This window comes from Nonomuraea composti, assembly GCF_012034275.1.
Lineage (GTDB): Bacteria > Actinomycetota > Actinomycetes > Streptosporangiales > Streptosporangiaceae > Nonomuraea > Nonomuraea composti.
Map to the genome: position 1 here is coordinate 345473 of NZ_JAATEP010000001.1, position 11968 is coordinate 357440.

10 protein-coding genes are annotated in these 11968 nt (G+C 73.3%); 6 read left to right on the forward strand and 4 right to left on the reverse strand.

Annotated features, from left to right (window positions below; all coding sequences use genetic code 11):
* Nucleotides 1-47: 47 nt before the first annotated feature.
* Nucleotides 48-1334: an ABC transporter ATP-binding protein gene (locus HCN51_RS01555; protein ID WP_168005912.1), complete on the reverse strand. Its 1287-nt coding sequence runs from the start codon at nucleotides 1332-1334 to the stop codon at nucleotides 48-50.
* Between the two features lie 241 nt (nucleotides 1335-1575).
* Here HCN51_RS01555 and HCN51_RS01560 point away from each other — a divergent pair, with 241 nt between their 5' ends.
* The 3 genes from HCN51_RS01560 (at nucleotide 1576) to HCN51_RS62060 (ending at nucleotide 5040) form a co-directional block, all read left to right on the forward strand.
* Complete coding sequence (locus HCN51_RS01560) at nucleotides 1576-3036, forward strand: glycoside hydrolase family 13 protein (protein WP_240972298.1); 1461 nt, start codon at nucleotides 1576-1578, stop codon at nucleotides 3034-3036.
* 5 nt (nucleotides 3037-3041) lie between these two features.
* The gene (locus tag HCN51_RS01565) at nucleotides 3042-4067 is read left to right on the forward strand and encodes a LacI family DNA-binding transcriptional regulator (RefSeq protein ID WP_168005916.1); all 1026 of its coding nucleotides are present in this window, start codon (nucleotides 3042-3044) and stop codon (nucleotides 4065-4067) included.
* Nucleotides 4068-4155: 88 nt separating this feature from the next.
* Nucleotides 4156-5040 (forward strand): PfkB family carbohydrate kinase, encoded by an 885-nt coding sequence (locus HCN51_RS62060; RefSeq protein WP_168005918.1) that lies wholly within the window; start codon nucleotides 4156-4158, stop codon nucleotides 5038-5040.
* Between the two features lie 52 nt (nucleotides 5041-5092).
* Here the strand turns inward: HCN51_RS62060 and HCN51_RS01575 are convergent, their stop codons facing one another.
* The gene (locus HCN51_RS01575; protein WP_168005920.1) at nucleotides 5093-6304 is read right to left on the reverse strand and encodes an MFS transporter; all 1212 of its coding nucleotides are present in this window, start codon (nucleotides 6302-6304) and stop codon (nucleotides 5093-5095) included.
* A gap of 133 nt (nucleotides 6305-6437) precedes the next feature.
* Between HCN51_RS01575 and HCN51_RS01580 the strand changes: the two genes are divergently transcribed.
* Both HCN51_RS01580 and HCN51_RS01585 read left to right on the forward strand, forming a co-directional pair.
* Nucleotides 6438-7079, forward strand: coding sequence for a bifunctional 4-hydroxy-2-oxoglutarate aldolase/2-dehydro-3-deoxy-phosphogluconate aldolase (locus HCN51_RS01580; RefSeq protein WP_346433489.1), 642 nt, complete (start codon nucleotides 6438-6440; stop codon nucleotides 7077-7079).
* A 31-nt stretch (nucleotides 7080-7110) separates the two neighbouring features.
* Nucleotides 7111-7830: an FCD domain-containing protein gene (locus tag HCN51_RS01585; protein ID WP_206066392.1), complete on the forward strand. Its 720-nt coding sequence runs from the start codon at nucleotides 7111-7113 to the stop codon at nucleotides 7828-7830.
* 40 nt (nucleotides 7831-7870) lie between these two features.
* On the opposite strand, the gene HCN51_RS01590 is transcribed toward HCN51_RS01585, so the two are convergent.
* On the reverse strand, nucleotides 7871-8767 hold the full coding sequence (locus tag HCN51_RS01590) for an alpha/beta fold hydrolase (protein ID WP_168005922.1): 897 nt from the start codon (nucleotides 8765-8767) through the stop codon (nucleotides 7871-7873).
* 152 nt (nucleotides 8768-8919) lie between these two features.
* Between HCN51_RS01590 and HCN51_RS01595 the strand changes: the two genes are divergently transcribed.
* Nucleotides 8920-9825, forward strand: coding sequence for a D-isomer specific 2-hydroxyacid dehydrogenase family protein (locus HCN51_RS01595; RefSeq protein WP_168005924.1), 906 nt, complete (start codon nucleotides 8920-8922; stop codon nucleotides 9823-9825).
* Nucleotides 9826-9846: 21 nt separating this feature from the next.
* On the opposite strand, the gene HCN51_RS01600 is transcribed toward HCN51_RS01595, so the two are convergent.
* Nucleotides 9847-11871 (reverse strand): serine/threonine-protein kinase, encoded by a 2025-nt coding sequence (locus HCN51_RS01600; RefSeq protein ID WP_168005934.1) that lies wholly within the window; start codon nucleotides 11869-11871, stop codon nucleotides 9847-9849.
* Nucleotides 11872-11968 lie beyond the last annotated feature (97 nt).

Sequence of the window (11968 nt, forward strand, 5' to 3'; positions counted from 1 at the left end):
AAGGGCCGGGCACCGTCGAGGGTGCCCGGCCCGAAGAGATCAGGGGGTCAGCGGCGGGGTGGGTCGATGCGGGCGCCGTCCAGCGTGAAGATCATGATCCGGGACAGGTCCACCCCGACCTTGGCCGCGTCGCCGGCCCGCCAGATGGGCCGGTTGCCGAGCCGGACGATCAGGTCGGAGCGGCGGTGGATGCCGCTGCCGGCGTGCGCCCCCACCTGCTCCTGGTCCTGCCACTCCTGGTCGTGGCGCGGGAACAGCCGCCGCACCAGGCCCGACAGCTTGCCCGAGCCGTTCTTGTCGCCGCCCGCGCGCCGGGTGCGCGGGTCCGGCGGCTCGGGCACCGGCACGGCCGGCATCCCGCACTCCAGGTACGCCAGCCACTCATGCCCGTGGTACTCCAGCGCCCGCACCCGCCCGAAGAACGACGGCCCCTCGTACGACTCCGGCACCGGGGCGAGCCCGTCCGGCCGCATGCCCACGAGGACCTGCCCGCCGGTGTGCTGGGAGATGGCGTACGCCCTGGGATCGCTCCACGGCATCGTGAGCCGGTGCGGGCCGAAGTCGAGCATGACGTACTGGTTCTGAGGCGTCCTGACATGCGCGGCCAACAGGTTCAACTGCTGGGAGTTGAGGAAGGCCGCGACGAAGGCCGTCGCTGGATCGTTGTAAATCTGGGCCGGAGTTCCGACGTCCTGGAGGACGCCGCGGTTGAGTATCGCGATCCGGTCGGCCAGGGTCAGCGCCTCGACCTGGTCGTGCGTGACGTAGATGGTGGTGACGCCGAGCGACCTGACCAGCGCGGAGATCTCCATCCGCAGCTCGGTGCGCATGCCGGCGTCGAGGTTGGACAGCGGCTCGTCCATGAGGAACAGCTTGGGCTGCCGCACGATCGCCCGCCCCATCGCCACCCGCTGCCGCTGCCCGCCGGACAGCGTGCCGGGGCGGCGGTCGAGGGTCTCGTCGATGTGCAGCACCTTCGACAGCTCGGTGACGCGCTCGCGCACCAGCGCCGGGTCCGACTTGGCGATCTCCAGCGGGAAGGCGATGTTCCCGCGCACCGTCCGGTGCGGGTAGAGGGCGCCGTTCTGGAAGACCATGGCCACGTCGCGGTCACGTGGCGCCAGGTGGTTGGCCAGCTCGCCGTCTAACCAGAGCTCGCCTTCGGTGATCTCCTCCAGCCCTGCGATCATGCGCAGCAGCGTCGACTTGCCGCATCCGGAAGGGCCGAGGAGGACGAGGAACTCGCCGTCTTCCGCCCGCAGGCTCAGCCGGTCGACTGCGAGGTAGTCGCCCGGATACACCTTGGTCACTTTATCGAGAACGACCGAGCTCATGGGCCCACACCTTGCGCGCGTGTCACCTGTGACGAGGCTGATTGAAGAGGTAGTACATCGCGCCTTAACGCCGCATGTCCACCCTTGACATAAAGAATCTCCTTCGTGGGTGTTTCGGCTGGGGGTTTTGGGCATCCGAACGCCTAAATTTCCGGATCTGAGTGGCGTGGAAGGACTTGCGTAAAGTTGCGGAAAGGGCTTTCATAGTCGAGACCTACGGGGGATGAACACGGGGGAGCCCATGACCGCTTGGTGGCGGAACGCCGCGATCTACCAGGTCTACGTGCGCAGTTTCGCCGACGGCAACGGCGACGGGATCGGTGACCTGATCGGCGTTCGCGATCGCCTGCCGTACCTGGCCGGCCTGGGGGTGGATGCGATCTGGCTGACGCCGTTCTACCCCTCGCCCATGGCGGACTTCGGCTACGACGTGGCCGACCACCGGGACGTCGACCCGCTCTTCGGCACGCTCGCCGACGCCAAGGCCCTCATCGACGAGGCCCACGAGCACGGCCTGCGGGTCATCGTGGACATCGTGCCCAACCACACCTCCTCCGCCCACCCCTGGTTCCAGCAGGCGCTGCGCGGCGAGCGACGCGATCGGTACATCTTCCGCGACCGGCCGAACGACTGGGAGTCCATCTTCGGCGGGCCCGCCTGGACCCAGGTCGAGGACGGGCAGTGGTACCTGCACCTGTTCGACCCCGCCCAGCCCGACCTCAACTGGGACAGCGAGGAGGTGCGCGGCGAGTTCCTGTCGATCCTGCGCTTCTGGCTCGACCTGGGCGTGGACGGCTTCCGCGTGGACGTCGCGCACGGCATGGTCAAGCCGGCCGGCCTGCCCGACATCGGCCGCGGCGACCAGGCCAGGATGGTCGGCAGGGAGCCGGTGCCGTTCTTCGACAACGACGGCGTGCACGAGATCCACCGCGCCTGGCGGCGCGTGCTCGACTCCTACCCCGGCGAGCGCATCGGCGTGGCCGAGGCGTGGGCGCCGACACCCGAGCGGCTGGCCAGGTACGTCCGCCCCGACGAGCTGCACCAGGCGTTCAACTTCCACTACCTGTTCGCCCCCTGGGACGCCGCCGAGCTGCGTACCGTCATCGACTCCTCGCTCGCCACGGCCGGCTCGGTCGGCGCGCCGACCACCTGGGTGCTGTCGAACCACGACGTCAAGCGGCACGTCACCCGCTACGGCAGCCTGGCGCGCGCCCGCGCCGCCGCGCTGCTCACGCTCGCCCTGCCCGGCTCCGTGTACGTCTACAACGGCGAGGAACTGGGCCTGCCCGAGGTGCTCGACCTGCCCGAGGAGCTGTGCCAGGACCCGCAGCGGCTGCGCGACCCCGACAGCGGCCGCGACGGCTGCCGCGTGCCCATGCCGTGGACGCGCGACGGCGGCTGGACCGACCCGTGGCTGCCCATCCCGGACTCCTGGGCCGAGCTGAGCGTGCAGGCCCAGCAGGGCGTGCCCGGCTCGACGCTGGAGCTGTACCGCGCGGCGCTGCGGCTGCGCCGCGCGCTCGACGGCGACCTGGCATGGCACGACTCGCCGGAGGGCACGCTCGTCTTCTCCCGCGGCCCGTTCGTCTGTACGGTCAACCTGACCGGCGAGCCCGTGGACTTCGGCGTCGCCGGAGAGCTCCTGATCGCCTCCGATGTCCCTGGAGCAGCGGATTCGGCGGCCTGGTGGAAAGTAAAGTAAGTGCCATGAACGGTCACGCTCGCCTAGCCGACATCGCCGCCCAGGCCGGGGTGAGCGAGGCCACGGTCAGCCGGGTTCTCAACGGGAAACCCGGTGTCTCGGCCGCCACCCGCCAAGCGGTCATGACCGCGCTCGACCTCATGGGCTACGAACGCCCGCCCCGCCTGCGGCAACGCAGCAACGGCCTGGTCGGCCTGGTCACGCCCGAGCTCGACAACCCGATCTTCCCCGCGTTCGCGCAGGCCATCGAGAAGGCGCTGACCCAGCACGGCTACACGCCCGTGCTGTGCACCCAGCTTCCCGGCGGCGCGCCCGAGGACGAGTTCACCGAGCTGCTCGTCGATCGCGGCGTCAGCGGCATCGTGTTCGTCTCCGGGCTGCACGCCGACACCACCGCCCGGATGGACCGCTACACCCGCCTGACCGACCGTGGCCTGCCGATCGTGCTGGTCGACGGCTACAGCGAGCACATCGACGCGCCCTTCATCTCGCCCGACGACCGCATGGCCGCGCGGCTGGCCGTGCAGCACCTCGTCGACCTCGGCCACGAGCGCATCGGGCTCGCGCTGGGGCCGCGCCGGTTCGTCCCCGTGATCAGGAAGATCGAGGGCTACCGGCAGACGATGGCCCAGCTCCTCGGCGCGACCGACGTCGACGACCTCGTCGCCCACTCGCTGTTCTCCGTGGAGGGCGGGCAGGCCGCCGCCGCGCAACTGCTCGCCCGCGGCTGCACCGGCATCGTGTGCGCCAGCGACCTGATGGCGCTCGGCGCGATCCGCGCCTGCCGGGAGAAAGGGCTCGCCGTGCCCGGGGAGGTGTCGGTGGTCGGGTTCGACGACTCGCCGCTGATCGCGTTCACCGACCCGCCGCTGACCACGGTGCGCAAGCCGATAGGAGCGATGGCGTCGGCCGCCGTGCAGACCCTGCTGGAAGAGGTCAACGGCGCGCCCGCCAAGCACGTCGAGCTGATCTTCCAGCCGGAGCTCGTCGTCCGCGGCTCCACCGGCTCCGGCCCGCTGGTCAACCGGTGAGCGCCCGCCTTCTCGCGCCCGGAAGATCCGGCTCACGGGCCGGCCGGTGCGTCTGGCGGGCCGGCCGGTGCGCCTCCTGGGGCGGCCGGTGAGCGCCGACGTTCTCGTGCTCGGCGGGTCCGGGGTCGACACCACCGTGTACGTGCCCGAGCTGCCCCTGCCGTACCGCGACACCTACCACGTGCCGCCGGTCGTCGACCGGATCGGCAACACCGGCTCCGGCGTCGCCCTCGGCTGCCACGCGCTCGGCCTCGGCGTCGTCTTCGCCGACCTCATCGGCGACGACCCGCAGGGCGCGCTGATCCGCCACGCGCTGCGCGACCTCGACTGCCGCTGGGGCACGGCCGCGGCCGGCACCACGCGCAGCGTCCTGCTCGTCGGCCCCGACGGGCGCCGGCTGTCGCTGCACGACCCGAAGGCCACGCCCGGCGAGCGCCTGCCCAGGCACCTGTACGCCGACGTCGACGCAGCCCACGTGCACGTGTCGATCAGCGACCGCTGCCGCGACGCCTACCCCGACCTGGAGGGCAGGTCCGTCTCCACCGACCTGCACGACTGGGACGGCGTCAACGACTACCACAAAGACTTCGCCTACCGCTCCGACCTGGTGTTCCTGTCGTCCACCGCCCTCCCCGCCCCGGCCGCGACGATGCGCGACATCATCGCGCGCGGGCGCGCCCGCACGGTCGTGTGCATGCGCGGCGCCGACGGCTGCCTCGTCCTGACCCGCGACGGCGGCGACGTGCGCGCCTTCCCGGCCGAGCCGCTGCCCGGCCCGGTGGCCGACAGCAACGGCGCGGGCGACGCGTTCGTGTCGGGCTTCCTGTACGGCATGCTGCGCGGTCGCCCGCTGGAGGAGTCGGTACGGCTGGGCGCGATCGCGGGGGCGCACGCGTGCACAGTCGCCGGCACGCACGAGTCACCGATCACCGAGCCGCTGCTCCTGGCCAGAGCCGAGACACCGGCGGGGTGAGGGCTCAGGCGCAGGCCGGGTGACGGGGCCTGGGGCGCCCGACCGCGGGACCTCAGGCGTCGGCTCGCTGGGACCGGTCCAGCTCGCGCCAGGCCCGGCCGACGAAGGGCGGCAGCGAGATCAGCAGGTAGACGCAGGTGAAGGCGAACAGGGTGGGGCCCAGGCCGACGACCTCGGTGAGCGCCCCGGCCGCCAGCCCGCCGAGCGGCATCCCCGCGTACGCGGCGGCCGTCATCGCGCCGATCACCCGGGCCCGCAGCGGCGCGGGGATCCGGCCGTACTGGAGGATGGCCAGGATCGGGTTGATCGCCCCGGCCGCGAAGCCGGACACCGCCGTGACGGCGAGCGCCACGGGGAACGGCGCGCCCATGGCCAGCACCAGCACGCGCGGCACCCCGGCCATGAGGAAGGCCCACCCGTAGGTCAGGCGCATCGGCAACCGGCCGCCGGCCGTCCCGTACACGATGGTCCCGGCCACCGCGCCCGCGCCGAGCGCGCCGGTGAGCAGCCCGAACGCGCGGGGATCGCCGGCCACCTCGCGCGCGTACAGCGCCAGCAGCACCTGGGTGACGCCGGTGTCGAGCAGGTTGACCACCACGATCATGGTGGTGGCGCTGAGCTGCAGCCGGTCGCCCCACAGGAAGGTCAGCCCGGCCCGCAGCCCGTCCAGGTACCCGCCGGGCTCGCGCCGCCCCCGACGCACGCGCGGCACCCCGGCGGCGATCAGCGTCGCCGACAGCAGGAACGTCACCCCGTCCACGAGCAGCAGCATGCTCGGCCCGAGCCACAGGATCAGCACCCCGGCCAGCGGTGCCCCCACCATCGCGGCGCCCCGGTAGACGCCGTCGTAGGCGGAGGTGGCCCGCTCGATCCGCACGCCGGCCGCCGTGGACAGGTCGGGCAGCATGGCCTTGCGCGCGGTCTCGCCGGGGGTGGCCGCCAGCCAGCGCAGGAACAGCAGCACGAGCAGCAGCGGGTAGCTCAGCCCGGTCGTCAGGAACAGCACCGGCACGGCCAGCACGATCAGCCCGCTGGCCAGGTCCGACAGCACGCTCGCCGCGCGGAACCCGAGCCGGTCCACGATCGAGCCGCCGAACGCGGCGGAGATGACGGTGGGGAACGTCGTGGCGAACGAGGCCACCCCCGTGAGCACGGCGCTGCCGGTGGTCTCCAGGACGAACCAGGGGACGGCGAGGATGGACAGGATGTTCCCGGTGACGGAAAGGGCGTTGGCGGCCAGCAAGGTGATGAATGGACGCCTCACGCGTAATGCCCCCGGGGCCACGATCTCCAAGTGTCAGCGTTCCTCATGGGCGGCTTGTGGTCAAGAGAGCCTATTTGATGGCCGTTCTAACGGCATGTCGTAAATAAGGTGATTTAATAGTACGATTCCGGACGTGAAGAGTCCTCTGTACCGGTGGGAGCTCGTCCAGGCCGTCACCGGGCAACGGGTGTTCGGGATCGTCAGGAGCGCCGGCCCGCAGGAGGCGGTGGCCGCCGCCGAGGCCATGCTGGACGCCGGCCTCAATGCCGTCGAGGTGGCGCTCACCACGCCCCGCGCCCTCACCGCCGTCGCGCGGCTGGCCGAGCAGCGGCCCGACGCCCTCATCGGCGCCGGCACCGTGCTCGACGAGGCCGCCGCCCGCGCCGCCGTCGAGGCCGGGGCGCGCTTCCTGGTCTCACCCCACCTCAACCCCGGCGTGATCCGCACCGGCCACCGCTACGGCGTGCCCGTCTTCCCCGGCGCCGCCACGCCGACGGAGATCGTACGGGCCCTGGAGGAGGGCGCCGACGCCGTGAAGCTCTTCCCCGCCTCGGCCGTGACGCCGTCCTGGCTGCAAGCCGTGCGAGCCGCGATCCCGCAGCTGCCCGCCATCCCGACGGGCGGCGTCACCATCGACGACGCCCCCGGCTGGATCGCCGCCGGCGCCATCGCCTGCGGCATGGGCTCCGCGCTGACCTCCGGCGGCGCCCAGGCAGCCGAGCGACGCGTCACGACCCTGCTCACCCGCCTCGCGCAGGCGAGCTCCCCGGCATGACGCCGCAGAGACCGCAGGGGCGGGTGGCGGGGTGAAGCTCCAGGGCCTGCACGGGCAGGTGGTGGACGGGCTCGGGCGTTCGCTGGCCGCCGGTGAGCTGGGCGCGGGGGAGGTGCTGCGGCTGGAGGACGTCCAGGAGCGGTTCGGCGTCTCCCGCACGGTCGCCCGTGAGGCCGTACGCGTGCTGGAGTCGAAGCGGCTGGTCAGCAGCCGCCCCCGGGTCGGTGTCACCGTGCGCCCGATGAGCGCCTGGAACCTCTACGACCCCCAGGTGATCCGCTGGCGCCTCACCTCGCCGGGACGCGAGACTCAACTGCGCGAGCTGGCCGAGCTGCGGGCCGCCGTCGAGCCCGCCGCCGCCGCGCTGGCCGCCCGGCACGCCGATCCCGCCGCACGACAGGACCTGCTGGCCGCCGCCCACGCCCTGATCGCCGCCGCGCGGGCCGGCGACAGGCACGGCTTCGTGACCGCCGACGCCGCCTTCCACCGGGTGCTGCTGGGCGCGTCGGGCAACGGCATGTTCGCCCAGCTAGCCTCGGTCACCGAGGAGCTGCTGGTGGCCCGCCGCGACCTGCTCCTCCTGCCCGAACGCCTGGACAACCCGGCCGTCCGCCGCCACCTCGACGTCGCCGCCGCCGTCACCGAGGGCCGCGCCGAGGACGCCGCCCTGGCGACGGCCAGGATCGTGGCGGCGGCCCACGACGAGGTCAAAAGCCTCCTGGAGGGTACGGCCTGCCCGCTCGTGACGTGAGCCGACGAGCGCCCGGCCCCGGCCTGGCCCCGGTCGCGGGTCAGAGTCCGGTTCCCGCTGCGGTCGCGCGTCCGGCCAGTGCCGCCAGCTCGTTCGCGATCGACGGCCAGAGCCCCGGCGGCAGGTCGTGGCCCATGCCCGGATACACGACCAGGCGCGCGTCCGGGATGGCGGCGGCCAGCTCCCTGGCCGAGCGGAGGCGCACCATGGGGTCCGCCTCGCCGTGCAGGACGAGCGCCGGGGCCGTGATGCCGCCCAGGCGCGGGAGCAGGTCGCCGGTCGCGTTCAGGGCGGCGGCCTGGCGCATCGTGCCCGGCCCCGGCTCCGGGCACCGGTCGAACATCGTCAGGGCGATCCGCCGCCACAGCTCCTCCTCCAGCGGGTACTCGGCGGTGGTGAGCGGCCGGACGGCCTCGACGAACCTCCGCGCGTAACCGTCCCGGCCGGGCGCGGGGCGCCGCAGTCCCTTGGCGAGCATGCGCAGCAGCGCGGCCGGCCGCATCCGGCTCAGGCGCCAGCCCGCGTACGAGGCGGCCAGGCCGAGCGTGCGGACCCGGTGCGGGTAGCGCAGCGCGGTGAGCTGCGCGATGACCCCGCCCGCCGCCGCGCCGAAGAGGTGGGCGCTGTCCCAGCCGAGCGCGTCCATGACCGCGACGGCGTCGTCGGCCAGGTCATCCAGCGTGTACGCCGGCTTCCTCCGCCTCCCGAACCGGCCCGGGGCCTCCGCCTGCCCGATCTGTGACGAGAGCCCGGAGTCGCGGTTGTCGTACCTGACCACCGCGAACCCCCTGGCCCCCAGCTCGGCGCACAGCCCGTCCGCCCAGGCGACCATCTGCAGGCCCGTGCCGACGACGAGCAGCAGCGGCTCCCCGTCCGGTGCGCCCACCCGCTCGTAGGCGAGGCGCACCCCGCCGTTGTGCGCGAACTCGATCCGCATGCGCTGCCCTCCGTTTCAATGCACTTGCATTGTAAAGGAGAAAGGCCGTTTTACAATGCGGTCGCATGAAAAAAGAGTCCCGTGCTATCCGGACATCGCGGCCGATATATGCTCACTCGTGATCAACGTGCTATGACCGGGAGGCTGCCCCGATGACCGTCGCCGTCCACGTCGGCCCCGAGCCCGTGCCCGCGCTCATCGACGCCGTCCGCCGCGCCGGCGCCCGCGTCGTGCCCCTGGCGGAGGCCGAGGCGATCGTCTACTACGGCAACGACGACCCCGGCGAGGTGCGCTCCATGCTCCACGAAGGCATCCGCTGGGTGCAGCTCCCGCACGCCGGCGTCGAGCGATGGGCCGACGCCGGCGTCATCACCGGGCATCCCGTCTTCACCGCCGCCACCGGCTCGTACGGCCGGCCCGTCGCCGAGCACGCGCTGGCCCTCATGCTCGCCGCCGCCCGCAACCTGCACCGGCTGGCCAGGGCCACCACGTGGCTGCCCAACACGTCCAGGGAGCTGACCGGCTCGACCGTCGCGATCGTGGGCTGCGGCGGCATCGGCCGGGCGCTGATCGGGATGCTGGAGCCGTTCGGCTGCCGGATCGTCGCCGTCAGCGACCGCGGCGCGGTGCCGGGCGCGGACGTCGTGCTGCCGCGCGCCCGCTACCGCGAGGCGCTGCCCGAGGCGGACTACGTGGTCGTCGCCGCGCCCGCCACGCCCGGCACCAGGGGGATGTTCGGCACGCACGAGTTCGGGCTCATGCGGCAGGACGCGTGGCTGGTGAACGTCGCCAGAGGCGGCCTCGTCGTCACCGCCGACCTGGTCGAAGCGCTGCGCTCGGGCCGCATCGGCGGGGCGGCGCTCGACGTCACCGACCCGGAGCCGCTGCCCGACGGCCACCCGCTCTGGACGCTGGAGAACGTGCTCATCACCCCGCACTCCGCCAACCCGCGCCCCGCCTACTGGCGCGGCCTGGCCGAACGCGTCACCGAGAACGTGCGCCGCTTCCGCGACGGCGAACCCCTGGAAGGCGTGGTCTCCCCGGCACAGGGCTTCTGACCCCTCAAAGCTGCTCGGCCGCTACGGGAGGTTGAGCCGGGCTCCGGTGCTCAGACCCGAGTCGTGCACCTCGAGCCCGACCGGGTCGAGCCCCTTCGGCAGCTCGAACACCAGCGCGCCCACGAACGACGCGCCCGCCTCGATCCGGATCGGCGTGATCTCCTTGCCGCCCTTGTCGAGCAGCTTGGTGCCGCCGTGCAGCTCGTCGTCCTCGTCGATGAGCTTCTGCTGGCCGGGGTAGAGCACCCTGGCCTCCGCGCCGACGTTCCTGACCTGCACGCCGATCTGGCACGTGCGCTCGTCCGCGTCCTTGGCCGGCTTGGCGCACTTGGCGCTGGTCACGGCGAAGCGCAGCTTGCCGTCCTGGACCGGGCCGTCCTCGCCGACGGCGGGGGAGCGGAACACCCACGCCAGCACCGCGAGCAGCACCACCATGAGCACGACGGCGATCACCAGCGCCGTCAGGCAGCCGGCGAGCAAGCCCCGCTTGGGCCGGGCGGCGCCGTAGCCGGGCAGCGGCGCCTGACCGGTGGCCGTGTGGTCGGGCAGCGGCCCCTGACCGGTGGTCGAGTGGTGCGGCAGCGGCGGCTGCCCCGCCGGGGGTTGCAGCGGGAACTGGCCGGTCTGGTGCGGTAACGGCATCCGGCCACCACCGGGCTGCCGCCCCCGCGACGAGCCGGGCGTCGGCCCCGTGCGCTCGGCGGGCGGCGGCTGCGGCGCCACGTGCCCGGTGCCCGGCACGCCCTGCGGCCCCCGCGCGGACCCGGGCGTGGGGCCGGTGCGCTCGGCAGGGGAGGGCGCCCGGCTCGCCCCGGGCGTGGGGCCCGTGCGCTCGGCCGGATGCGGCTGCTGCGCCATGCCGTGCGGAGGCCCCGTGCGCTCCGCCGGGTGCGGCTGCGCGACCCCCGCCGGGGGCCCGGTGCGTTCGGATGGAGGCACCGGCTGGGGCCCGCGCGACGAGCCGGGCGTCGGCCCGGTGCGCTCGGCGGGTGGTGGCTGCGGGGCGCGGGAGGAGCCTGGCGTCGGGCCCGTGCGCTCGGCCGGAGGCGGCTGAGGCGGCCGGTGCTGCTCCCCGTGCCGGTGCTGCTCCCCATGACGGGGCGGCATCGGAACGTGGCCGGTGCGGTCGGGCGGCGGCATCAGGGGGCCGAACTCCGACGGGTTCCACGCGTTCGTCAGATGCTTGGTGGCGGCGAGCTGCGCGGCCGGCTCGTCGGACGCCTCCACGAGCTCCAGCAGGAGCTGCCGGGCCGTGGGCCGGCGCGCCGGGTCGGGGTGGATGGCGGCGGCGACCAGCCGGTCGAGCGGCGTGGGCAGCCCGCGCAGGTCGGGCGGCGCCTGCCGGGCCCTGGCCGCCATGACGTACGCGTCGCCCTCGCCGAACGGATGCCCGCCGAGCCCCGCGTACGCGATCAGCGACCCCCACGCGAACACGTCGCCCGCCGGGCTGGAGACGCCTTCGAAGACCTGCTCGGGAGCGATCCAGCCAGGGGTGCCCATGACCATGCCGGCGTTGGTGTGCCGGGAGTGCACGTGCGTCGAGCGCGCCAGCCCGAAGTCGATCACGCGGGGGCCGGCCAGCGTCAGCATGACGTTGGCGGGCTTGAGGTCGCGGTGGACCAGCCCGGCGGCGTGGATGGCGGTGAGCGCGGCGGCGACGCCGACGGCGGCGGCGTGCAGCACGGACGGCGACAGCGCCCCGTGCTCGATGAGGTGGTCCTCCAGGGAGATGCCGTCGATGTACTCGGTGACGAGGTAGAGGACGCCCCGGTCTTCACCGTGGTCGAGCACGCGCGCGGTGCAGAACGAGGCGACCTTGCGCGCGTTGGACACCTCTTCGTGGAAGCGGGCCCGGTAGACGGGGTCGGCGGTGTAGTCGCGCCGGATCGCCTTCAGTGCCACCCGTGAGCCGTCGGCGGCCTTGTCGATGGGCACGGCGAGGTAGACGACGCCCATGCCGCCGGAGCCGAGACGGCCGATCAGCTCGTAGGGGCCGATCGCCGGCGGATCTTCCGGCTGCAGAGGAGTGCCTGTGGAGCGCCCCAACGTCGCCGTCCTCTCGCCGTCGTCATCCCGTCTCAATCCGAACCGATCCTCCCGCCGGTTCGTCCTCTGGCAACCCCGAATGGCAACCCGAACCGTT